The 23,940-nt window shown below is 66.7% G+C and carries 20 protein-coding genes; 12 read left to right on the top strand and 8 right to left on the bottom strand.

What is annotated here, in order from left to right; translation table 11 throughout:
• Positions 1-79: 79 nt before the first annotated feature.
• Positions 80-1,423, bottom strand: a complete 1,344-nt coding sequence (locus ACIA76_RS11655) for a cation:dicarboxylate symporter family transporter (RefSeq protein WP_397151271.1) — start codon at positions 1,421-1,423, stop codon at positions 80-82.
• A gap of 121 nt (positions 1,424-1,544) precedes the next feature.
• Between ACIA76_RS11655 and ACIA76_RS11650 the strand changes: the two genes are divergently transcribed.
• From ACIA76_RS11650 to ahcY, 4 genes are all read left to right on the top strand, one after another.
• Entirely contained in the window at positions 1,545-3,092 is a 1,548-nt protein-coding gene (locus tag ACIA76_RS11650) for an ATP-binding protein (protein ID WP_397151937.1), read from the top strand.
• Positions 3,089-3,778: a response regulator gene (locus ACIA76_RS11645; protein WP_397151269.1), complete on the top strand. Its 690-nt coding sequence runs from the start codon at positions 3,089-3,091 to the stop codon at positions 3,776-3,778. The genes ACIA76_RS11650 and ACIA76_RS11645 overlap by 4 nt, the downstream gene beginning before the upstream one ends.
• A gap of 403 nt (positions 3,779-4,181) precedes the next feature.
• Positions 4,182-5,261 carry an alkane 1-monooxygenase gene (locus ACIA76_RS11640; protein WP_397151267.1) on the top strand — a complete coding sequence of 360 codons (1,080 nt, stop codon included), beginning with the start codon at positions 4,182-4,184 and terminating at the stop codon, positions 5,259-5,261.
• A gap of 93 nt (positions 5,262-5,354) precedes the next feature.
• Positions 5,355-6,830: an adenosylhomocysteinase gene (ahcY, locus tag ACIA76_RS11635; RefSeq protein WP_397151265.1), complete on the top strand. Its 1,476-nt coding sequence runs from the start codon at positions 5,355-5,357 to the stop codon at positions 6,828-6,830.
• Positions 6,831-6,880: 50 nt separating this feature from the next.
• Here ahcY and ACIA76_RS11630 read toward each other — a convergent pair whose 3' ends face one another.
• Positions 6,881-7,951: a glycerophosphodiester phosphodiesterase gene (locus tag ACIA76_RS11630; RefSeq protein WP_397151935.1), complete on the bottom strand. Its 1,071-nt coding sequence runs from the start codon at positions 7,949-7,951 to the stop codon at positions 6,881-6,883.
• A 114-nt stretch (positions 7,952-8,065) separates the two neighbouring features.
• On the opposite strand from ACIA76_RS11630, the gene ACIA76_RS11625 reads away from it, so the two are divergent.
• From ACIA76_RS11625 to ACIA76_RS11590, 8 genes are all read left to right on the top strand, one after another.
• Positions 8,066-8,713, top strand: a complete 648-nt coding sequence (locus ACIA76_RS11625; protein WP_397151263.1) for a dTMP kinase — start codon at positions 8,066-8,068, stop codon at positions 8,711-8,713.
• Positions 8,714-8,791: 78 nt separating this feature from the next.
• The gene (mtrA, locus tag ACIA76_RS11620; protein WP_062507888.1) at positions 8,792-9,469 is read left to right on the top strand and encodes an MtrAB system response regulator MtrA; all 678 of its coding nucleotides are present in this window, start codon (positions 8,792-8,794) and stop codon (positions 9,467-9,469) included.
• Between the two features lie 41 nt (positions 9,470-9,510).
• Positions 9,511-11,298, top strand: a complete 1,788-nt coding sequence (mtrB, locus tag ACIA76_RS11615; protein WP_397151933.1) for an MtrAB system histidine kinase MtrB — start codon at positions 9,511-9,513, stop codon at positions 11,296-11,298.
• Complete coding sequence (gene lpqB, locus ACIA76_RS11610) at positions 11,295-13,124, top strand: MtrAB system accessory lipoprotein LpqB (protein ID WP_397151261.1); 1,830 nt, start codon at positions 11,295-11,297, stop codon at positions 13,122-13,124. Before mtrB ends, lpqB begins: the two co-directional genes overlap by 4 nt.
• A 36-nt stretch (positions 13,125-13,160) precedes the next feature.
• Positions 13,161-13,796, top strand: coding sequence for a ComF family protein (locus tag ACIA76_RS11605; protein WP_397151931.1), 636 nt, complete (start codon positions 13,161-13,163; stop codon positions 13,794-13,796).
• Between the two features lie 168 nt (positions 13,797-13,964).
• Positions 13,965-14,750 (top strand): ribosome hibernation-promoting factor, HPF/YfiA family, encoded by a 786-nt coding sequence (gene hpf, locus ACIA76_RS11600; protein WP_397151259.1) that lies wholly within the window; start codon positions 13,965-13,967, stop codon positions 14,748-14,750.
• A 204-nt stretch (positions 14,751-14,954) separates the two neighbouring features.
• Positions 14,955-16,241, top strand: a complete 1,287-nt coding sequence (locus tag ACIA76_RS11595; RefSeq protein ID WP_397151258.1) for an acetyl-CoA C-acyltransferase — start codon at positions 14,955-14,957, stop codon at positions 16,239-16,241.
• Positions 16,242-16,306: 65 nt separating this feature from the next.
• Positions 16,307-16,786, top strand: a complete 480-nt coding sequence (locus tag ACIA76_RS11590) for a GNAT family N-acetyltransferase (RefSeq protein WP_397151256.1) — start codon at positions 16,307-16,309, stop codon at positions 16,784-16,786.
• A gap of 3 nt (positions 16,787-16,789) precedes the next feature.
• Here ACIA76_RS11590 and bluB read toward each other — a convergent pair whose 3' ends face one another.
• From bluB to ACIA76_RS11560, 6 genes are all read right to left on the bottom strand, one after another.
• Positions 16,790-17,428: a 5,6-dimethylbenzimidazole synthase gene (gene bluB, locus ACIA76_RS11585; RefSeq protein ID WP_397151254.1), complete on the bottom strand. Its 639-nt coding sequence runs from the start codon at positions 17,426-17,428 to the stop codon at positions 16,790-16,792.
• 199 nt (positions 17,429-17,627) lie between these two features.
• The gene (locus tag ACIA76_RS11580) at positions 17,628-18,881 is read right to left on the bottom strand and encodes a fatty acid desaturase family protein (RefSeq protein ID WP_397151252.1); all 1,254 of its coding nucleotides are present in this window, start codon (positions 18,879-18,881) and stop codon (positions 17,628-17,630) included.
• Positions 18,882-18,975: 94 nt separating this feature from the next.
• Positions 18,976-20,385, bottom strand: coding sequence for a fatty acid desaturase family protein (locus tag ACIA76_RS11575; protein WP_397151250.1), 1,410 nt, complete (start codon positions 20,383-20,385; stop codon positions 18,976-18,978).
• Between the two features lie 171 nt (positions 20,386-20,556).
• Positions 20,557-21,705, bottom strand: a complete 1,149-nt coding sequence (locus ACIA76_RS11570) for a ferredoxin reductase (protein ID WP_397151248.1) — start codon at positions 21,703-21,705, stop codon at positions 20,557-20,559.
• A 109-nt stretch (positions 21,706-21,814) separates the two neighbouring features.
• Positions 21,815-22,384, bottom strand: a complete 570-nt coding sequence (locus ACIA76_RS11565; RefSeq protein WP_397151246.1) for a DUF6912 family protein — start codon at positions 22,382-22,384, stop codon at positions 21,815-21,817.
• Positions 22,368-23,864, bottom strand: a complete 1,497-nt coding sequence (locus ACIA76_RS11560) for a wax ester/triacylglycerol synthase family O-acyltransferase (protein ID WP_397151244.1) — start codon at positions 23,862-23,864, stop codon at positions 22,368-22,370. Before ACIA76_RS11560 ends, ACIA76_RS11565 begins: the two co-directional genes overlap by 17 nt.
• Between the last annotated feature and the right edge of the window lie 76 nt (positions 23,865-23,940).

Here is a 23,940-nt window from a genome sequence, read left to right as displayed (position 1 = left end):
CCGGTGCGCGGATCCGCTCGGGGGTGGTGAGCGGGGCGCACCGGCGCTGCTGGTCCCGACCCTGGGAACAAGGCGGGTACTAGGCCGGGACCAGGTCTTTCTCCTCTGTCGGCGCATGCGCGTCGGCCAGAGTCGTTTCATCGAAGGGCAGTTCGCGGTCGAGGACCGAGCGCACCCGGTCGGGGTCGATGGTCTTGGTCCAGGTGCCGATCAGCACGGTGGCGACGGCATTACCGGAGAAGTTGGTGATCGCGCGGGCCTCGGACATGAACCGGTCGATGCCGACGATCAGGCCCACGCCGTCGATCAGATCCGGCCGGTGACTCTGCAGGCCGCCGGCCAGCGTGGCCAGGCCCGCGCCCGTCACGCCGGCCGCGCCCTTGGACGCCACGATCATGAAGGCCAGCAAGCCGATCTGTTCTCCCACAGCCATCGGCTTGCCCATCGCATCGGCTATGAAAAGCGAGGCCATCGTCAGATACATCGCGGTGCCGTCCAGGTTGAACGAGTACCCCGTCGGCACCACGATGCCGACCGTGGTCCGCTCCACGCCCGCATGCTCCATCTTCGCGATCAGCCGCGGCAGCGCCGATTCCGACGACGAGGTGGAGAAGATGAGCAGGTACTCGCGAGCCAGATACCGGACCAGCTTGAAGATCGACACGCCGGACGTGACCCTCATCAACACGCCCAGCACACCGAAGACGAACACCAAACAGGTCAGGTAGAACGCGATCATCAGCACGGCCAACTGCCGCACCGCGTCGAGGCCGGTCGTGGCAACGACATTCGCCATCGCGCCGAACGCCCCGATCGGCGCCAGCCACAGGATCATGGTCAGAATCCGGAACACCAGCTTCTGCACCAGCTCCACACCGCGCAGCAGCGGCGCGCCGGTGGCGCCCATCGCCTGGATGCCGAAACCCGCCAGCAGCGCGACGAACAGCGTCTGCAACACACTGCCCGCGGTCAGCGACGACAGCAGCGAGGTGGGCACGATGCCCTCCAGGAACTGCCACGTCCCGCCGGCGCCCTCGGCCTGTTTGACGAATTTCGTCGCGTCCTTGGCATGTTCGGCGATGTTCAGCCCGGTGCCGGGATGCAGCACATTGCCCACTACCAGCCCGATGGCCAGCGCCACCGTCGACATGACCAGGAAGTAGCCGATCGCCAGGCCGCCGACCTTGCCGACCCGCGAGGCCGCCCGCACCGAACCGATCCCGAGCACGATCGTGCAGAAGATGACCGGCGAGATCATCATCTTGATCAGATTGACGAAGAGCGTGCCCAGTTCGGCGACCGACTTCCCGGCCGCGGGTGCGAGCCAGCCGACCAGCACACCGGCCACCACCGCCACGATCACGGCGAGATAGAGCCAATGGGTTCGGTCGCGCTCGGGCCGCGTCGCGGTCGTATCGGTCATCGTGATGTCTGCCTCCGGGTGTCGCGTTCGGGACAAATCATGTCGGCTACCGTGACGGCCGTCACCATTTCGTACATTTCGTTCACCGGGAGGGTCTGTGAGAGTCCGTCGGCGCCAGGGCATGACCCTGGCCGGGCAGGTCTTCCTGGTGCAACTGCTCGTGCTGGTGGCGATGATCGGCGTGGGCGCGTCCCTGGCGCTGTGGCAGGTGCGCCGCGAACAGGACGAGGCCACTCGCGACATGGTGACCGGCATCGCGGTGGCGGTCGCGCAATCGCCCGCGACGATCGCGGCCGTGCACGAGCCGGATCCGACCGCGCTGCTGCAGCCGGTCACCGAACGCATCCGCCTGCGGACCCGGGTGGATTTCATCGTGGTCATGGCGCCGGACCGCACCCGCTACACCCACACCGAGCCGGACCGGATCGGAAAGCTGTTCAGCGGCAATATCTATCGCGCCCTGCGCGGGGAGACGTTCACCGAGACCGACACCGGCACACTGGGACCGTCCATCCGGGTCGTCACGCCGGTTCGCGACGAGATCGGCGGCGGCGTGGTGGCCCTGGTCTCGGTGGGCGTCACCCGGGCGACGATCGGCGATCAGGTGCTCGAGCAGTTGCCGCTGATACTCGGTGCGGCGGGCGCCGGATTGCTGCTCGCGACCGTGGGTTCGCTGTTGTTACGCCGCCGGCTGCTGCGTCAGACCCACGGCCTGGCCCCCGCCCAGCTGCGCACCCTCTACGAACATCACGACGCCGTACTGCATTCGGTCCACGAGGGCCTGGTGGTATTCGATCAGGGCGCCGAGGAGGCGGCCGTCGTCAACGACGAGGCCCGGCTGCTGCTGGAGCTGCCCGACGGGCCCGTGCGCCGCACGGATCTGCCGGTGTCGTTGCGGCGCTTGGGCATGATGGTGGTGCGCGATGAGATGCATGTGACCGCCGAGCGCGTGCTCGTGGTCAATCAGGACGTGGTCACCTGGTCGGGCCGTCCGCTCGGCACGGTGCTGACCGTGCGCGATCACACCGAATTACGGGACATGATGGGCGAATTGAACTCGATGCGCGGATTGGCCGATTCGCTGCGCGCCCAGGCGCACGAGTCGGCCAATCGGCTGCATGCGGTCATCACCCTGGTGGAGCTGGGTCGCCCGCACGAGGCCGTGGAGTTCGCGACGGCCGAGCTGCGACTGTCGCAGGCCCTCATCGATCGGCTCACCGGCGCCGTGGCGGAGCCCGCTCTCGCGGCGCTGCTGCTGGGCAAGGTGGATCAGGCCCTCGAGCGCGGCGTCGAGCTGACCGTCGCCGAGGACACCGCCCTGGATTCGGCCGCGCCGCTCAGCCCGCACGAGATGGTCACCCTGGTCGGCAATCTCGTCGACAATGCCCTCGACGCGGTGGCCCAGAGCCCCGACGCCTGGGTGGAAGTGACCGTGCGCCAGCAGGACTCGCAGCTGTCCGTTCGCGTCGCCGACAGCGGCGAGGGAATGTCGGAGGAGGCGTTCGCCCGCGCCATGGACCGGGGCTATTCGACCAAGACCGATCATCAGGGCCTGGGCCTGGCGCTGGTGCGGCGGCTGGTGGCCCGCTACGGCGGGGTTCTCGAGGCCGAGCGTACTCCGGAATCGGCTGTGGTGGTGCGGATTCCCGTGGCCGGGGGCCGCCCGTGATCCGGGTTCTGATCGTGGAGGACGAACCGCGCATCGCCGCGGCGCATCGGTCCTATGTGGAACGGGTCGAGGGCTTCACGCCGATCGTCGTCGCCCACACCGGCCGCGAGGCGCTGCGGGCGGCGGGACACGCCGCGGCGGCGGGCGCGCCGATCGAGTTGGTGCTCATGGATATCGGACTGCCCGATATGAGTGGTCTCGAGGTCACCGCGGCGTTGGCCCGGCTGCGGCCGCGCCCGGATGTGATTGCCATCACCTCGGCGCGGGATCTGGATATGGTCCGCGCCGCGGTGGCGCACGGTGTGGCGCTGTATCTACTGAAACCGTTCACGTTCGCGGCCTTTCGCGACAAGCTCGAGCGCTACCGCGAGTTCCGCACGGCGCTCACCGGCGCGGCCGCGGCCACCCAGCACGATATCGACCGCGCGTTCGGCGCGCTGCGCACTCCCGACCCGAAGGCCGCCGCCCCGAAAGGCATTGCGCCGCAGACCCTGGAGGAGGTCTCGCGCGCGGTACGGACCGCCGAGTCCGGTTTGTCGGCCACCGAAACCGGTCGCGCCATCGGCGTTTCGCGGGTCACCGCATGGCGCTACCTGGAACGATTGGCCGATGACGGGGTCGTCGACCGGCGCGCCGACTACGGTCGGGCGGGGCGGCCGCAGGTGAGATACGTGTGGCGCAAGTGACCGGATGTGACTGTTTCCGAATCGTGCTGAGCTGTATAACATTTGTGCTCGAACCCATCGAGGATGCTGGGCGGCAACTGGATGATGTCGACGATCTTGGAACGTCCGCACGACCCGCGTCGCCACGGTGGGGTCGCGAGCCCCTCGAGCGGTAGCCTGTGGTATGCGGTAGCGGGAACTTCCTGTGCGACAAGCGAAAAGAGAACCCAGAGGTATGTAACGGTCGCCACGTTTGATCAAGCCAAGTGGCGGTAACGGGCGTAAAGTCGGTACAGATCTACTGGCAATAGTTCCGGAGTACTTTTTTAGCGGGGCAAACGTGCAAACGGTAGGCAAACGCTCGGGTTCGCCTGACCCCAAGCGCCACCTGTGGGTGCTGGGGTTGATAGCTCCGGGTTGTGCGTTGCTGCCTTCCCAGTTGGTGCTGCACACCGGATATCCGGTGTTCTGGTGGATCGGTCCGATCATCGTGTTGATCGTGATCCCGGTACTGGACTGGGTGGTGGGGGAAGACGGCAACAATCCTCGGGACGAGGACTACGAACTCCTGTCCAACGACCGGTATTACCGATGGTGTACCTACATGTTCCTGCCGATCCAACTGATCGGCTTATGGATTGCGGCATACATGTGGGCCGGCGACGCGCTGAGTCTCGTCGACAAGCTAGGCCTCGCGGCCACGCTCGGCTTCGTCAGCGGGATCGGCATCAACGCCGCGCACGAACTCGGCCATCGTGTCGAGCATATGGAGCGGTGGCTGGCGAAAATCGCACTGGCCCAATCGGGTTACGGCCACTTCTTCGTCGAGCACAACAAGGGCCATCACGCGCGGGTGGCCACGCCCGATGATCCGGCCAGCGCACGGCTGGGTGAGGCGCTGTGGGAGTTCCTGCCGCGCAGCGTGGTCGGCGGCTTCCGCTCGGCCGTGCGGATCGAGCGGGATCGCCTGCGGCGCAAGGGCCATGGCTGGTGGAGCGTGCACAACCACATCCTGCAGGCATGGTCGATGACGGCGGTGCTCTACGCCGCGCTGCTGGTGGCGTTCGGGCCGCGGATACTGCCGTATCTGCTGCTGCAGGCCGTGATCGGTGCGGCGCTGCTGGAGACGGTCAACTACGTCGAGCACTACGGTCTGCTGCGGAGCAAGCGGCGCAACGGTTCCTGGGCACGCTGCTCGCCGGCCGACAGCTGGAACAGCGATCGCCTCGTGACCAACATCTTCCTGTTCCATCTGCAGCGGCACAGCGATCATCACGCCAATCCGGGGCGCCGGTATCAGACCCTGCGCTCCTCGCGGGAGGCGCCACAACTACCGGCCGGATATGCCACCATGATCCTGCTGGCGGCGATACCCCCGCTGTGGCGTCATGTCATGGACCCGAAGGTGCTGGGCCACTACCGCGGCGACATCGGCAAGGCCAATATCGCACCGCGCAAACGCAAACGGATTCTCGAGACATACGGCGAGGCCGCAGCGGCCTGAAGCGTCAACTTCGCTGTGACTTCACGCCCATGCGTACCGTGTACGCAGGATTGGTACTAGTCTCTGTTCGTACACGCCGACCAGGAGAGGCTGATGACGACCGCAGTGAGCAGCAAGACGACTGCCGACCACCGCAACGGGATCGATTTCAAGGTGGCGGACCTGTCGCTGGCCGAGTTCGGCCGCAAGGAGATCCGGCTGGCCGAGCACGAGATGCCCGGTCTGATGGCGCTGCGCCGCGAATACGCGGAGGTGCAGCCGCTGAAGGGCGCCCGTATTTCGGGTTCGCTGCATATGACCGTGCAGACCGCGGTGCTGATCGAGACCCTGGTCTCCCTCGGTGCGCAGGTGCGCTGGGCGTCCTGCAATATCTTCTCCACCCAGGACCACGCGGCCGCGGCCATCGTCGTCGGCCCGCACGGCACCGTGGAGCAGCCCCAGGGCGTGCCGGTGTTCGCCTGGAAGGGCGAGACGCTCGAGGAGTACTGGTGGGCGGCCGAGCAGATGCTGACCTGGCCCGGTGAGCCGGCGAACATGATCCTCGACGACGGCGGCGACGCCACCATGCTGGTGCTGCGCGGTGCGCAGTTCGAGAAGGCCGGTGTGGTCCCGCCCGAGGACGAGAGCCACTCCGCCGAATACAAGGTGTTCCTGAACCTGCTGCGCGCGAGCCTCGAGGCCGACAAGTCCAAGTGGAGCGCGATCGCGGAATCGGTGAAGGGTGTCACCGAGGAGACCACCACCGGCGTCCTGCGGCTGTACCAGTTCGCGGCCGCGGGTGAGCTGTCGTTCCCGGCGATCAACGTCAACGACTCGGTCACCAAGAGCAAGTTCGACAACAAGTACGGCACCCGCCACTCGCTGATCGACGGCATCAACCGCGGCACCGATGTGCTGATCGGCGGCAAGAAGGTGCTGATCTGCGGTTACGGCGATGTGGGCAAGGGCTGCGCGGAGTCGCTGGCCGGCCAGGGCGCCCGCGTACAGGTCACCGAGATCGATCCGATCAACGCGCTGCAGGCGCTGATGGACGGCTTCGACGTGGTCACCGTCGATCAGGGCATCGGCAACGCCGATATCGTGATCACCGCGACCGGCAACAAGGACATCATCACCCTCGACCACATGAAGGCGATGAAGGATCAGGCGATCCTGGGCAATATCGGCCACTTCGACAACGAGATCGATATGGCCGGCCTGGAGAGCTCGGGCGCGCACCGGCTCAACATCAAGCCGCAGGTCGACCTCTGGACGTTCACCGAGTCCGGTAAGTCGATCATCGTGCTGTCCGAGGGCCGCCTGCTGAATCTGGGTAACGCCACCGGTCACCCGTCCTTCGTGATGTCGAACTCGTTCTCCAACCAGGTCATCGCGCAGATCGAGCTGTGGACCAAGCCGCAGGAGTACGACAACGAGGTCTACCGCCTGCCGAAGGCGCTGGACGAGAAGGTCGCCAAGATTCACGTCGAGGCGCTGGGCGGCACCCTGACCAAGCTGAGCAAGGACCAGGCCGAGTACATCGGCGTGGACGTCGACGGCCCGTACAAGCCGGAGCACTACCGCTACTGAGCATCGACACCCGATCGGCCCGGCAACCTCCAGTCGCCGGGCCGATCGTCTTACCTCGGATAAGCCCGCGGCAACGGTAAACCCTTGCCCTGCAACGCCCTACGCATCCGATCGGGATAGTCCGTGATCACCCCGTCGACGCCCGTATCCACCTGCGCCGCGATGGTGGCCTCGTCGTTGACGGTCCACGGGATCACCTTCACCCCCTTCTCGTGCGCCTTGCGGACGTACTCGGCGTCGGCGGTGAAGGCGAAGCCCGGATCCCCGAACTTCGTCGGGCTGTTCTGGGCGGGAACGTAACCCGGCGAGGAGATGTCGGCGCCCAGCGCCGCGATCGCGCCGAGCGGATCGCCGACGTGGTCCTCGTAGCGGATCGGGCCCAGCCAGCGACTGCCCTCCTTGAAGGTCGTGTCGTCGTAGAGGGCGACCGTCGGGATCGCCGGATTCTTCTGTTTCACCAGCGGCAGACTGGACCAGTCGAAGCTCTGGATCTCGACCTTGTCCGTGGCGCCCGCGCGGGCGACCGTCTCGAGGATGACGTCGACGAATTCCTGCGGCGCGGCCGTCTGTTCGGGATGTTCCGCCTCGATCTTGGTCTCGATGTTGTAGCGGATCGTGTCGAATGCGCCCGGATAACTCTTCACCAGGTCGAACAATTCGGGCAGCCGGGCGATCCGATTGCCCGGTACCGCGCGCTGTTCCGGGAAGTTCGTCAGCGTCTTCGAACAGTCGAGCGTATGCACTTGGTCGTAGGTGAGTTGACCGATCACCTTGCCGACATACGGGAATTGCGGATCGCCGGGGAATGCCGGTGCGGTATCGGCGCACTTGTCGGCCTGAATTGTCGGATCGTGCCAGACCACCGGCACCCGGTCGGCGGTCAGTCCGATATCGAGTTCCAGCGTGCTGACACCGAGTTCGAGTGAATGCGCATAGGCGGCCAGCGACTCCTCCGTGAGCAGCCCGCGCCCGCCGCGATGCGATTGCAGATCGACCACGCGCTGGGGATCGAGCGCCGGGGTGGCGGTGGTGGACGAACTCGAGGTGGTGTTCGCGCCGCCGCAGGCGGCCACCGCGGCCAGGGCAATCGCGCAGCCTGCGGCCGAGATCGCCCGATACATGTGCTTTCTCACGAATGTGGGATGCATTCCGGTCACCCTAGTGACCCAGGGGCAACGAATGCCGTCGCATGGGTGAGCGGCGCGCGCCGCGGGGCTACGTCTAACCTGTTGGCCATGGGTGCGTTGGTGGCGGTGGAGGGACTCGACGGCGCGGGAAAGCGCACGCTGATCGACACTGTCGTCGCGGGTTTGACCGAGCGCGGCCTGCGGGTCCAGGCGCTGGCATTTCCCCGCTACGGGCGCTCGATACACGCCGATCTGGCGGCCGAGGCCCTGCGCGGGCGGCACGGAGATCTGGCCGCCTCGGTGAACGGTATGGGCCTGCTGTTCGCGCTCGATCGGGCCGGGGCGCGCGAGGACCTGGCGAAGCTGCTGGCCGACAACGACATTGTGCTGCTCGATCGCTATGTCGCCTCGAATGTCGCCTACAACGCGGCGCGAACCGACCAGTCCGCAGACGGGGAAATCGCTTCCTGGGTGGCGGAATTGGAATTCGGGCGATTCGAAATGCCGGTGCCCGATGTGCAGGTGCTGTTGGACGTTCCCCTCGAACTCGCCGCCGAACGGGCCCGCCGACGCGGTGAACTCGACACCACCCGCGCCCTGGACGCATACGAACGCGACAAAGGGCTGCAGGAACGGACCGCGGCGGTCTATCGTGTGTTGGCCGAAACGCATTGGCACGGATCGTGGTGGGTCCATCGGCCGCATGACGATCCGGCAACGCTTACCGCGCGCCTGGCGGAAAAGGTTGCCCTATAGGGTTGGATGTGCGTCGGTAATGTACCAGTGTTGGCGTGGTTGCCCGTTTCGAGCCGGAGAGATGACACCATAGTAGTTATGAAGCCGAAGATTCTGGTCGTCGACGACGATATGGCGCTCGCGGAGATGCTCACGATCGTCTTGCGCGGCGAGGGTTTCGATCCCCACGTGGTCGGCGACGGCACACAGGCGCTCACCGCGGTCCGGGAACTACGCCCGGATCTGGTGTTGCTGGATCTGATGCTGCCGGGCATGAACGGCATCGATGTATGCCGTGTGCTCCGAGCCGATTCCGGTGTGCCGATCGTGATGCTCACGGCGAAGACCGATACGGTCGACGTCGTGCTGGGCTTGGAGTCCGGCGCCGACGATTACATCGTCAAGCCGTTCAAGCCGAAGGAACTCGTCGCACGGGTGCGCGCCCGTCTGCGTCGAACCGAAGAGGAACCGGCGGAACTGCTGTCCATCGCGGATATCGTCATCGACGTGCCGGCGCACAAGGTGACTCGCGGCGGGCAGCAGATCTCGCTGACTCCGCTCGAATTCGACCTGCTGGTGGCGTTGGCCCGCAAGCCGCGTCAGGTGTTCACCCGCGAGGTGCTGCTCGAGCAGGTGTGGGGTTATCGGCATGCCGCCGACACCCGCCTGGTCAATGTGCACGTGCAGCGGTTGCGCGCCAAGGTCGAGAAGGATCCGGAGAATCCTGAGATCGTGCTGACCGTCCGCGGCGTGGGTTACAAGGCCGGACCGCCGTGATCGCTCGCTCCAGAAACCGCCTCGCGCGGTTACTGGCGGCGATGGTGGCCTGGTTCAAATCCGTCGGGGAGTCGCTGGGCCACGTGTGGCGGCGTTCGCTGCAGTTGCGCGTCGTCGTGTCGACCCTCACCCTGTCGCTGATCGTGATCACGATCCTGGGTGTGGTGTTGACCAGTCAGATCACCGATCGGCTGCTCGACGCGAAGATCAACGCGGCCGTGGAGGAGATGGGTCGCGCCCGCAATACGGTGGAGAGTCAGCTGACGGGCGTGCGCGATTCGAGCACCCAGACCGTGCGACTGCAGGACGCGCTGCGCTCGCTGTCCTCGGGCACCTCCCAATCCGGCGGCACCGCGGGCAGTTACGATGCCGCGCTGTCGATGATCGGTGAGGGCCAGCAGGAGATCACGGCCGGACCGATCCAGAACGTGCCCGCCGAACTGCGCCGGTTCGTGCAGCAGAATCAGCTGAGCTATCAGTTCGTCACGATCGCCGACCCCGACGGCTATCGCGGCCCGGTGCTGATCATCGGCAGTCCCAGCGCCGAGGTGCCCACCCTCGAGGTGTTCCTGATCTTCCCGCTCAACAACGAGGACCGCAGCCTGCAGTTGATGCGCGGCACCATGTTGATCGGCGGCATCGTGCTGCTGGTGCTGTTGGCCGCGATCACCGCGCTGGTGACCCGGCAGGTGGTGCTGCCGATCCGGTCGGCCGCGCGGATCGCGCAGCGCTTCGCCGACGGCCGCCTCAAGGAGCGGATGCTGGTGCGCGGCGAGGACGATATGGCGCGGCTGGCCATGTCGTTCAACGAGATGGCCGAGAGTCTGTCCAACCAGATCACCCAGCTGGAGGAGTTCGGAAATCTGCAGCGCCGCTTCACCTCCGACGTCAGCCATGAACTGCGCACGCCGCTGACGACCGTGCGCATGGCCGCCGACCTCATCCACGGTTCCAGCGATGAACTGGATCCGGCGCTGGCGCGCAGTTCGGAACTGCTCGTCACGGAGCTGGATCGGTTCGAGAGCCTGCTCAACGATCTGCTCGAGATCAGCCGCCACGACGCGAAAGTGGCCGAGCTGCAGGTGGAGTCGCTGGACGTGCGGATGTGCGCGCGGGCCGCGCTGTCCACCGTGCGGCATCTGGCCAAGGAGTCCGGCGTCGAGGTCGTCGTGGATCTGCCCGAGGAGCCGTTGGTGGCCGAGGTCGATCCGCGCCGCGTGGAGCGCGTGCTGCGCAATCTGCTCGCCAACGCGATCGACCACAGCGAGGGCAAACCCGTGTTGTTGCGGATGCGCGGCGACTCGGACGCCAACGCGGTCGGCATTGTGGTGCGTGATCAGGGCGTGGGCCTGCGGCCGGGCGAGGAGAAGTTGGTGTTCAACAGGTTCTGGCGCTCGGACCCCTCGCGCATGCGGCGGTCCGGCGGCACCGGTCTGGGCCTGTCGATCAGCGTCGAGGATGCCAATCTGCACGAGGGCAAGCTGGAGGCGTGGGGCGAACTCGGCGTCGGCGCGAGCTTCCGGCTCACGCTGCCGCTGACGCGCGGCCGCAAGATGGGAGCCAGTCCGCTGTCACTGGAGCCGCCGAAGCGCCGGGTGCAGGTGGTCGAGGCCGCCATGCCGCCGGAGGATGCCGAGGCCGCGGACCCGGACGGGTCCGCCGAATCCGGCCCCACCGAGGCGCCCTCGCCCGATACGAACGGTGGTGCGGCGGTGCCGGATCCGGCGACCGGAACGAATCGCCCACTGCCACGCGATGATTCGCCGGACGGAAACGGCGCCACCGCCACGAATTCCGTACTCAGCGATTCCGAGGACGCGAAGTCATGAGCGCGGTCGGAAGACCACGGTCGCGTCTCGTCGCCTGCCTCGTCCTGGTCGGGCTGCTGGCCCTGACCGGATGTGCCAACCTGCCCGACAACTCGGCGCCGCAGGCCCTGGGCACCATCGACCGCGAGCCGACGTCTTCCGCACCGCCGCAACCCATTCAGGGACGGGACCCGGATCTGTTGCTGCGTGATTTCCTGCAGGCGACCGCGGATCCGACCAACCGCCATCAGGCCGCCCGCCAGTACCTCTCGCCGACCGCGGCGGCCACCTGGGACGATACGGCCGGGACGACGATCGTCGAATCACCGGACACCCTGCGCGAATCCCGCTCCGGCGACACCGCGACCTACAAGATCCGCGCCAACAAGGTCGGCGAGCTCGAGACCGACGGCTCCTATCGCGCCGCCTCGGCATCGGCCACCGGCTATGAGGGCAAGATCGAAATGGTTCGGGTGGGCGGCGAATGGCGCATCGATGAGCTGCAGCCCGGTGTGGTGGTGGTCAACACCGCCTTCGAGAAGTCCTATCGGTGCTATTCGCTGTTCTTCCCGAATACCGCCGGTACCACCATGGTTCCGGATCTGCGCTGGGTCTCCGAGCGCAAGGATCAGCTCACCCAGCGGTTGGTGAGCCTGCTCGCCGAGGGGCCGCAGGCGGCGCTGAATCCGGCGGTGCGCAATGTGCTGTCCGCTCCGGTGAGCCTGCACGGGGGAATCACCAAGGCCAACGGGCAGAGCGACGGGGTGGGCGTCGGCGTGGGCGGGGTGCAGATCGACTTCGCCGGTGCGTCGACGCTGGAGCAGCACAGTAAGGAGCTGCTCGCGGCCCAGGTGGTGCTGACACTGTCGGACGCCGGTGTGCTCGGGCCGTATGTCCTGCTCGGCGACGGTAAGCCGATCGACGATCGCTATGCCGCGTCCGGCTGGTCGCCGGCCGACGTGAGCGCGATAAATCCGATGGCCAACGCGCAGAACCGGATCGGGCTGCATGCCGTGCGGGACGGATCGCTGGTGAAGGTCGACGTCGCCAAGAACGACATCGTCCCGACGCCCGGCTACTTCGGCACCGCCCACAACCTGCAGTCGGTCGCGCTGTCGGCGGACGGGCAGTTCGTGGCCGCGGTCGCCGACAACGGCCGGTCCGCACCGGATCCGCCGCGCACCTTCGTGATCGGGACCTACGACGGCAACGCGCAGGTGCCCGTCGCCCAGGGCAACACCTTCACCCGGCCGTCGTGGTCGCTCGACGGCAGCGCGGCATGGACGGTCCAGGACGGCGACAAGGTTATCCGGGCCGTGCACGATCGGAGCACCGGCACTGTGTCGAGGCAGGAGGTCGACACCTCGGCGCTGTTCGTGCCGCCGGTCAATCCCGCCGACACACCGCTGCGCGGGCCGATCACCGATCTGCGGATCGATCGCACCGGCGCGCGCGCCGTCCTGGTCGCCGCGGGCAAGGTGTACACGGTGGTGGTCGCGCAGCTCCCGGACGGCAAATACGCGCTGACCTCACCGCTGCCGGTGGCCGTCACGCTCAGCACGCCGGTGGTCTCGGTCGACTGGTACAGCACCGATACCGTGATCCTGGCCCGCGAGGGCAATGTCGACCCGGTCGAGACCGTCAAGATCGACGGCTACCATCCCACCCCGCTGACTCCGCAGAACCTCACCCCGCCGGTGCGCATCGTCAGCGCCACACCCGAGACCCAATACGTGGCCGACGCGCGCGCGGTGATGCAGCTGCAGTCCGCCGAGCCGAGCAGTGAGCGCTTCTGGCGCGAGGTCTACAACCTCGGCCCGAATGCGGTCCCGGTGTTGCCCGGCTAGTTCCTGTCGGTGCCCCGGGGCATACTCGGGCCCATGCTGCTGGATCTGATCCTGCCGCGGCAATGCGGGGGATGCGGGGCGCCCGGGACGGACTGGTGTGTCATCTGCGCGGAAAGCCTTGCGGGCCCGCCCATCCGGGCGCGTCCGCGGGCCGATCCCGGCGTGCCGTGCTGGGCGCTGGGGCGATATCGGGGTCCGCTGCGGCGCGCCGTGGTTGCCGCGAAGGAGCAGGGGCGTCGCGATCTGGCCGTGCCGCTGGGTGCGGCGCTGGCGAGGGGGCTGGATGGTTTGCGGGATCGAGAACGGCCGTTGGTCCTGGTGCCCGCGCCGAGTCGGGGTGCGGCGGCGCGCCGGCGCGGCGGGGATCCGGTGACCAGGTCGGTGCGGGTCGCCGGAAGTTGGCTCGACGATTGCCGGATTGCCCCGATCCTGCGGATGCGGCGCGGTGTGCGCGATTCGGTGGGTCTGGGCGCGAGTGCTCGGGAACACAATCTGCGCGGCCGGATCGTGGTGTCGGCGGATTCGCTACCCGATGCCCTGAGGTCCTCGAATGCCGAGGTAGTGCTGGTCGACGACGTGTTGACCACCGGAGCCACCGCGCGGGAGTCGGTGCGCGCGCTGGCGAGCGCCGGAATTGCCGTCCGTGCTGTATTGGTGACTTCAGTCGTCTGATCGGGGGAAATTTGCGTGAACACTGGCGGACAGATCGCTGGCGTAATAGCGTGACGAGTAGAGCGATCTGACACCCGAACCCCAGAGTTTGGAGGTGGCGCCTCGGACGACTTCGTGCCGAGTTTCACTCATCGGTCCCAAGCTCGGCACGGCTGATTCCCGCCACACATGAATCGATTGTGTGGCCAGATCCGGGAGGTACGCGTGACGACTTCACGACCTTCAGTGAAAGAAGCAGATCCCTCGGCCCGTTACGGCACTGAGTTCGATGTTCCCCCACGCAACGGAGCAGAGCAGCCTGCAGCGGACCGGCCCAAGACGCCTCGTGCGGACGTCGTGGTGAAGGGACGCAACGTCGAGGTTCCCGAACATTTCCGCATCCACGTCGCGGAGAAACTCTCCCGACTCGAACGCTTCGACCCGTCGATCTATCTGTTCGACGTCGAGCTGTTCCATGAACGAAATCGCCGCCAGCGCAAGGCTTGTCAGCGGGTCGAGATCACCGTCCGGGGTAAGGGCCCGGTCGCGCGGTCGGAGGCCTGCGCCGACAGTTTCTACGGTGCGCTCGAGCTGGCCGTCGATCGGCTCGAGAGCCGCCTGCGCCGGACCAAGGACCGGCGGCGAGTGCACTACGGGGAGAAGACCCCCCTCTCGGTGGCCGAGGCCACCGCGGATCTGATAGATGCCGCCCTGTTCACCGGGGCGTCGAACGGATCCGGTCCGGCCCATGATCATCGGGCCGATGAGGTCATCGAGCCCGGCGATTACGCGGGTCCCGGACATATCGTGCGTACCAAGGTGCACCCGGCCACGCCGATGACCGTCGACGACGCCCTCTACCAGATGGAGCTCGTCGGCCACGATTTCTTCCTATTCCAGGACAAGGAGAGCGACCGCCCGTCGGTCGTCTATCGTCGCCACGCCTTCGACTACGGCCTTATCCGGCTCGCGTAGGTAGGTTCAGCCATCCCGGCCGTAGCCGCTGGGTTCCTTCCCGACCGGGGCTGCACCAGTGGGCCCCGGTCGCCCATTGCTCCGAGATTCACGCGAAAAATGTTGTCGCTCACATGATTACGAGTATCTGTGACAGCTTGTATCGCATTTTTTCTTACTGTGGAGTAAGTTGGTGGCCTCAGGTTCTTGGCGAGAGGACATGTCGTGGCTGCCAAACGTCGCGCTGTGATCGTGTCGGGTGCGCGAACGCCGTTCGTGCGGGCGTTCACCGACTACACCCGGATGGATTCGATCGATCTGGCCGATGCGGCCGTGGCCGGTCTGCTGGAGCGGACCGGCCTGGCCGCCGATCAGGTGCAGGCGATCGTCTGGGGCGGGGTGATCCTGCCCAGTGCCGCGCCGAATATCGCGCGGGAGATCGCGCTGGATCTGAAGTTGGATCCGGGCTGCGAGGGGTACACCGTGACGCGGGCGTGCGCATCGGGCCTGCAGGCGGTGACCTCCGCGGCCGCGGCCATCGAGCGTGGCGAATACGACGTGATGATCGCGGGCGGCAGCGATTCGACCAGTAACGCCGAGGTGAAGCTGCCGCAGAAGGTGGTGCACGCGGCGGCGCCGCTGGCACTGGGCAAACCAAAGCCGAAGGACTATCTGTCGGCCGTGGCACAGCTGGCGCCGTTCACCGATATCGTGCCGCGCCGGCCCAAGATCGCCGAGCGCACCACGGGCGAGGTGATGGGCGAGTCGGCGGAGAAGATGGCCGCCATCCACGGTGTCACCCGCGCCGCACAGGACGAGTTCGCCGTGCGCTCACATCACCGGGCCGCCGCGGCCATCGAATCCGGGCGCTTCGATCGCGAGGTGCTGGAAGTCGTGACGCCCGAAGGGAAATCGGTGCGCCGCGACGGGCTCGTACGGGCGAACACCAGTGTCGAGAAGCTCTCGACCTTAGCGCCGGTATTCGCGAAGAACGGCACCGTCACCGCGGGCAATGCCAGCCCGCTCACCGACGGCGCCTCGGCCGTGTTGTTGATGAGCGAGGAGAAGGCTCGCGCCCTGGGCCTCGAACCGCTGGCCGCGTTCCGCTCCTGGAGCTATGTCAGCGTCGACCCGACCGATCAGGTGCTGATCGGCCCGGCGATCTCGATGCCGCGCGCCCTCGGCAAGGCCGGAATGTCGCTCGCCGACGTCGATTTCGTGGATATCCACGAGGCCTTCGCCGCCCAGACCCTTTCGGTGCTGGCCGCCCTCGCCAGCGACGACTGGGCCAAGACCCGCCTGGACCGCGACAGCGCCGTCGGTGAGATCGATCCGGCGATCGTGAATATCCACGGCGGTTCGGTCTCGCTCGGCCACCCCTTCGGCGCGACGGGTGCTCGCATGGTCACCACGATGGCCAACGAGCTGGCCCTGTCCGGTAAAAGCACTGCGCTGCTGGGCATCTGCGCCGCGGGCGGGATCGGCGCGTCGGCGGTGCTCGAACGGGTCTGATGCGGACGGCGCGGTGGGATCGAAATTCGATTGTGCCGGGCCGCACCGGCTGATACCAAGGGCGCATGTCCGAATCGACCGTATTACCCGTGGTGCGACTGTGTGCCGTCACCGCCGAGACCGCCTGGGATGTCTTCGAGCTGAGCGAGACGCTGTCTGCCGAACAGCGGAACATGGTGGCGGACAACGCGGAATCGATCGCGGAGGCGCACTTCTCCGACCGCGCGTGGTACCGCGCGATCTCTGCCGACGGGGAGTTGGCCGGTTTCCTGATGCTGCACGTCGGGGCGGACGAGGAGATCGACTGTCCCGGGGTGTTCCTGTGGCGGCTCATGATCGCCGGGCCGTATCAGGGTCGCGGTATCGGTCGCCGGGTGATCGAGTCGCTGGTCGAATATCTGCGCACCCGCGGCATCCACGAGCTGCACGCCAGCCACGGCGACGGGCCCGGCTCGCCCGAATCGTTCTATACCGCACTGGGTTTCGTGCCGACGGGTGAGCATTACGGCGAGGATCACGAGGTGGGTGTCGTGCTGCGCTGGTGACCGCTAGCGACGGTAGGACTCCCAGTGGATCGCCTCGGTGAGCGGCCGGCGGCTCCGCCAGCCGAACCGTTCCAGATCCGGAATCTCCTGGAATTCGTGCACCGGGCCGACGCACAGCCAGGCGACCGGCGTGATGCCGGGCGGCAGGTCGATCAGATCGGTGAGGAAGGGCGCGTCGTAGAAGCTGACCCAGCCGACACCGATGCCCTCGGCGGTGGCGGCCAGCCAGAGGTTCTGGATCGCGAGAATGGTGGAGTAGAGCCCGGTTTCGGGAACCGTGGCCCGGCCCAGGATCTGTGGTCCGCCGCGGCCGTCGTCGTGCGTGACGACGATGCCGGTGCCGCTCTCGGCGATTCCCTCGATCTTGATCGGCGCGAAGGTGCGGGCCCGCTCGGGCGGCAGCGCGTCGCGAAACTCGATGCGCTTATCGGCCACATGCGCCGCGAACTTCTCCAGCGTCGCCCGCGCCCGGACGACGACGAAGTCCCACGGCTGCGAATTCCCCACGCTCGGCGCCCGATGCGCCGCATCCAGAATCCGCAACAACACCGCATCCTCGACGAGCTCCCCGGTGAACTCGGCCCGCACATCGCGCCGCCGCCTGATCACCTCATAGATATCGCCCTGCACCCCAGCAGTCAACCACCCACCCTCACCCCCACCCCGATCGCCGCACCCTCTACAGCACTTCGCACCCCCTGCGGGCGTCCACAGAGGGTGCGAAGTGCGGGAAGTGGTGCGAAGGGCCGCTCGGGTTGAGCCGCACCCTTTCTGGTGCTTCGCACCCGGTGTGGGCGGCCACAGGGGGTGCGAAGTGCTGTAAGGGGTGCGGGGGTTTGGGTCAGGCGACGGGGGCCGGCTGGCGGCGGGTGGTGATGCGGCGGCGGCCCTCTTGCAGGGCCGAGCGCAGGCCGCGGCGGCGGCCGGTGGAGGCGTCGATGGTGGCGGTGCCGCCGAAGGCGCGCTCGGACTTGGTTTCCGGGGCGTCGTCGGTACCGCGGCGCAGGTACTTGTTGGGCAGCGACAGCTTCATGATGGTGCGCCAGGACTTGGCGTACTGCACCGGCAGGGAACCGGTGGTGTAGGGCAGGTCGTACTTGTCGCAGAGTTCGCGCACCCGCACCGCGAGGCCGAGGTACCGGTTGCTCGGCAGATCGGGGAACAGGTGATGCTCGATCTGATGCGAGAGGTTGCCGGTCATGAAGTGCATGAGCGCGCCGCCGCTGATGTTGGCGCTGCCCAGCATCTGGCGCAGGTACCACTCGCCCTTGGTCTCGTTGTCGACGTCGAACTTGGTGAACTTCTCGGCGCCGTCGGGGAAGTGGCCGCAGAAGATCACCGCATTGGTCCACACGTTGCGGATGACGTTGGCGGCGAGGTTGGCCGTCAGCGTGGACAGGAACGCGGGGCCCGTCAGCAGCGGGAACAGCAGATAATCCTTGCCGGCCTGCTTACCGATCTTCGTCAGCACCAGGCGCCGGTCCGCCTCGAACTGCTTGCGCTCGGGGCTGTCGGGAGCCCACTTCTTCTTGGCGAGCTTGCCCAGCTCCAGATGCTGAACGGCCACACCGTATTCGAAGAACATCTGCAGCAGCAGGTTGTAGACCGGCTGGCCGAGGTAGAACGGCGACCACCGCTGATCGCGGGTGACGCGCAGCAGGCCGTAGCCGATGTCGTCGTCCATGCCCAGCACGTTGGTGTACTTGTGGTGCAGGTAGTTGTGGGTGATCTTCCAGTGCTCGGAGGGACCCACGTTGTCCCATTCCCACGTCGAGGAGTGGATCTCCGGATCGTTCATCCAGTCCCACTGCCCGTGCATGACGTTGTGGCCGATCTCCATGTTCTCGATGATCTTGGCCGCCGACAGCAGCGCCACACCCGCGAACCACGCGGGCGGGAAGAAACTCGCGAACAGCACTCCGCGCCCGCCGATTTCGAGGACGCGCTGTAACCGGATCACATTGCGGATGTAGCGCGCATCGCGCTCGCCGCGGGAGGCCTCGATCTCGCGCCGGATCGAATCCAGCTCGGCACCGATTGCCTCCACATCCTCGGGGGTGAGGTGGGCGTATTCCTTGACATCCGAGATTGCCATGCGGTTACACTACCGTAGGTTACGGCTCCGTAGGTTAACTCTGGATTGATTCACGATTGTGATCCGTGTCGCATTGTGAATGTGACACTACCCGTCACGCGGACGGAGCGATACGCCGTCGCCGCATCCGCCAGATCGCCCGCTCGCGCAGGGCCCTGCGGCGCAGCAGTTGCTGCTCCTCGCGGGCCTTGTCCTGCAGGACCCGCTTGGCCTCGCGCAGCGCCGCTTTCTCCTGGCGCGCCTTCTCCTTCAGCGCGACCTTGGCCTCGGCCATGGCCGAGCGTAGTCCGCGCCGATGGCCGGTCTCGGGATCGATACCGGGCCAATGATTTTCGGCCCACTGATCGGCGCTCGGGAGGCTCGGCCGGGTGAGTCCGGCGAACATGCGTTCCGAGGATGTCTCCGGCGCGTCGTCAGCGGTGCGCTGCAGGAACCGATCCGGCAGTGCCAACTTGTGAATCGTACGGAATGCCAGCAGATATTGCTTGCCGAGTGAACCGGTCGTATACGGCAGGTCGTACTTGTCGCACAGCTGGCGCACCTGCTCGGCGATCTGCGGATACCGATTGCTCGGAATGTCCGGGAACAGATGATGTTCGATCTGATAGCAGAGATTGCCGCTCATGAACGCCATTGCCGGGCCGGCCTGGAAATTGGCGCTGCCCAACATCTGTCGCAGGTACCACTCGGCGCGGGTCTCGTCGGCGAAATGCTCCTCGGTGAACTTCTGGGCGCCGTCGGGGAAGTGGCCGCAGAAGATCACCGCATACGCCCAGAGATTGCGAATGAAGTTCGCGGTGGCATTGGCCTTCAGGGTCTGCTTCCACGCCGGGCCGGTGAGCAGCGGGTAGATCACGAAGTCCTTGGCGACCTGCCGCCCCGCCTTGCGTGCGAACGCCTTGTTCGGCTCGGACATCACCTGCCACGGCGGCACATCCAGCTGTTCCTTCTCCGCCGACAGATCGTGCAGGGCGATGCCCCATTCGAAGGTCGCGGCGAGGATCAGATTGGCGATCGGCTGGACCAGATGCAGCGGTCGCCACTGTTCGTCGCGGGTCATGCGAAGGATGCCGAAGCCCAGATCCTCGTCCTTACCAAGCACATTGGTATAGGTGTGGTGCGAGTAGTTGTGCGCTCGCTTCCACTGTCCGGACGTTCCGGTCATATCCCACTCCCAGGAGCTGGAGTGGATTTCGGGATCGTTCATCCAATCCCATTGCCCGTGGCTGATGTTATGCCCGAGCTCCATGTTCTCGATGATCTTCGCGACCGACAGCATGGCCGTGCCGAGCAGCCACGCCGAGCGTTTCTTGCTCGCGAACAGTGTGGCGCGCCCGGCGGCCTCGAGGATGCGCTGGGCGCGAATCGTCCGACGAATGTACTTCGCGTCCCGCTCGCCCCGCGACTGCTCGACATTCCGTCGGATGGTGTCGAGTTCCGCGCCGAGGGTCTCGATATCGGACGCGGTCAGGTGGGCGTACGCATTGATGTCGGTGATTGCCACGTGTTCGATTGCCTCGCTAGGTCGGATCGCCGATACTCGACTGCCTCGTCGCGCTCGAACGGCGCTCATCGAAGGAGTGCATCCATCGACTGGGTCGTGAGGAGCACCTGTGTTGCCACCGAGACTATCGGATTTCTGCGAACGGTGTTTACGGCCGTGCGCCGGGCCTGGTCACACGTCGAGCGCGCAATCGCCCGCGGCGGCGGAGATGCAGGTCTGGATCTTTTCTCCGGCCTGATGCTCCATGCCATTGCGTAGATCGCGTGCGTGTCCCTCGGTGAGTGTCACCACACAGGTCTGGCAGATGCCCATCCGGCAGCCGAACGGCATCTGTACGCCCGCGTCCTCACCGGCCTGCAGCAGGCTGGTCGCGCCGTCGACCGCGGCGCTGCGCTGCGAGCGCGCGAAGGTGACCGTGCCGCCCTCGCCGACCGCGGACCGTTCCACCTCGAACCGCTCGACATGCAGACGATCGCCCAGATTCGCCGCGGTCCAATGCTTTTCGATGTCGTCGAGCATGGCCAGCGGGCCGCATGCCCAGGTCTGCCGCTCACGCCAGTCCGGATAGAGCTCATCCAGCGTCGCGAGATCGAACTTGCCCTGCTCGCCGGTCAGATGCGGATGTGAGATGAAGCTCGGATGCCGGTCGTGCAGCGCGCGCAGTTCCGTCGCGAACATGACGTCGGCGGGTGTGCGCGCGGAATGGATGTGCACGACATCGGGCACCGTATCGCGGCGCGCCAGCGTGCGCAGCATGCCCATCACGGGCGTGATGCCGCTGCCCGCGGTGATGAACAGGATCTTCGCGGGTGGCGGTTCGGGGAGCACGAAACCGCCCTGCGGCGCGGCCAATCGGACGACCGTGCCCTCGGGCACCCCGTTGACCAGATGGCTGGACAGGAAGCCCTCCGGCATCGCCTTGACCGCGATGGAGATCAGGCGCTTGGTCCGGCTGTCCGGATCGGTCCAGTCCGGCGGGCTGGTCAGCGAATAGGAGCGCCAGTGCCAGCGGCCGTCGACGAGCACGCCGATGCCGATGTACTGGCCGGGGGTGAACTTGAAGTCGAAGCCCCAGCCCGGCCTGATCACCAGCGTGACCGAGTCCGCGGTCTCCTTGCGCACATCCACGATGCGCCCGCGCAGTTCACGCGCCGACCACAGCGGGTTGACCAGGTGCAGGTAGTCATCCGGCAGCAGGGGAGTGGTGATACGCGCCGCGGCCCCGCGCAGCGCGTTGAGGCGAGTCCGACCGGCCATCTTCGCCTCGGCGACCGGAGCCTCCAGCCACTCCCGAATACTCTGTACCGATTTCGAGACCATTCGTGCAGACGCCCATTTCCTGTGATCACGCGCCGATTCGGCGCAAGCCTGACAGCAAGGTTACGGCATCGTAGGTTAGGTCAAGATGGGAGCTGGGTCACGTAGGGGCTCAGAGTAGGTCGAGCAGGAATGGGAGTTCCTGCGCCGCGTACCACGCCAATTGGTGGTCCTCGGCATCGCCGAGCACGAATTCGGCATCCGGATCGCCCAGGTCGGCGGCGTCGATCACGTCGACGGCCTTGGCCACGGCCGGTTCGGCCTCGGCCAGGTCGACATGTGCCGAGGCGATCTGGTTGTAGGTGATCGCGGCCGAGAGCCGGACCACGGCGTCGTCGAGGTCCGAGCGCAGCGTGGCGCCGGTGACATCGGCGGCGATCACCGCGCGCCGATAGACCGGACTGTGATAGCCCGCATCGTCGTCCGGGTCGCCCGCCGAGGAGCCCACGGCCGCCTCGCGCTCATCGGCCAGTAGACGCAGCGATGCGCGGGCGGCCTCACCCATCGCGACCTCGGCCAATTCCTCGTCATCGCCGGAGGCGTAGGCCTCCCGCAGCGCCGGGGTGACCGCGAACGCCGTGTCGTTGATCGCTCGGATCTCGCGATCGTTCACCAGTTCCCGCAGCATGGCAACGGTCGCCGGGATGTAGACCCGTAGCTTGCCTTCACTGGACGCAGGCACCGAGCATCTCCTCCATGGACTCGCGCACCGCCGCGGACAGCACGCCGATATCGGCCATCGCATCGCGATCGGCATTGAGACCGTAGAACACGTTTCCGTCGTAGGACGTGATTCCGATACTCGAGGCCTGGTTGCGCAGCAGTGGCGACACCGGATACATCTCCAGCATCCGCGCGCCGCCGATATACATCGGCTGCTGCGGACCCGGCGCATTGGTGATCACCAGATTGAACGTGTGTTCTGCGAAGGTACTCGCCGCCCGCACGCTCATCGCATGCAGGCTCGCCGGAGCGAAGCCGGCCATATGCACCAGGGTGCGGGCGCGCACGCTGTGCCGATGCCGCGAGTGCGCCTCGGTGGCGTGCCGGATATGCGACAGCCGCATCACCGGATTCGGCTCGCCCACCGGCAGATCGATGAGGAACGAGGAGACCTCGCTGGCCGGTTTCAGCTGATCACCGTGCGGCCCCTCGACGTAGACCGACATGGGCACCACCGCGCGCAGCACCGCCGACTCGGTGAGGATCTCCCCGCGCGACTGCAGGAAGTTGCGTAGCGCGCCGGTCACCACGGCCAGGATCACGTCGTTGATCGAGCAGTCGAAGCGTTTGCGAATCGTGCGGTAGTCCTCGAGATCGGTGCGGACCACATCGAAGCGGCGATTGCGGGAGGTCCGGGTGTGGAAGGGGCTGTCCCGCGCGCCGGTCGCCACGGTGCGCACCAGCGCGACCGCCCGTTCCACGGCCCGGCCGGTGACACCGACGAACGAATTCGCGCCGGCCTCGCGCAACACCTCCAGCGCCTGGCGCGGCTGACCCGCCAATTCCACCGCGGCCATGGCCAGCAGCTGCACCTCGCTCGGTTCGCGGCGCGCGGTCCAGGCGTCCGCGGCGAGCTCGCGCGGCGAGGGACTGGTGTCGAGGATGACGTGGCCGATCTCCAATGCGGTGCTGCCGTCGACCAGCGCGCTGTGGGTTTTGGTGAAGATCGCCCGCCGTCCGCCGGCCAACCCCTCGATCAGATACATCTCCCAGAGCGGCCGGGTGTGGTCGAGCGGGCGCGAGGCCAGCCTGGCGACCAGGTCGTAGAGCTGTTCGTCGGAACCCGGACCGGGCAGCGCCGAGCGACGCACGTGATAGCTGATGTCGAACTGGCTGTCCTCCACCCAGACCGGACGTCCCAGGGCGAACGGGATCTCGCGCACCTTGCGGCGATAGCGCGGTACCAGCGGCAGACGGTCCTCGACGAGTTCGACCAGGCGGTCGTATCCCAGCCTGTCCCCAACGGCCGCACCGTCGAATCCACCCTCGTCGGTCCCGTATCCCGACCTGCCCTCGTCGGTCCCGTATCCCGACCTGCCCTCATCGGTCCCGGCGGAGCCGGGATCGCGCACGATCGCGAGGGAGCCGATATGCATCGGATTACTGCTCGATTCGAGCCGGTAGAACGACGCATCCTGCGGCGTCAGTCTCGTGATCACGCTTGTCGGTGCTCCTTCCGGTACCCCGATCCATTGTGCGGTCACACAAACGACCGTGCGGTGGCCGTGTGGCGCA

Source organism: Nocardia sp. NPDC051570 (assembly GCF_044454005.1).
Taxonomy (GTDB): domain Bacteria; phylum Actinomycetota; class Actinomycetes; order Mycobacteriales; family Mycobacteriaceae; genus Nocardia.
Note: the sequence above shows the minus strand (reverse complement) of the source record. Positions and strands in the feature narration are given on the sequence as shown.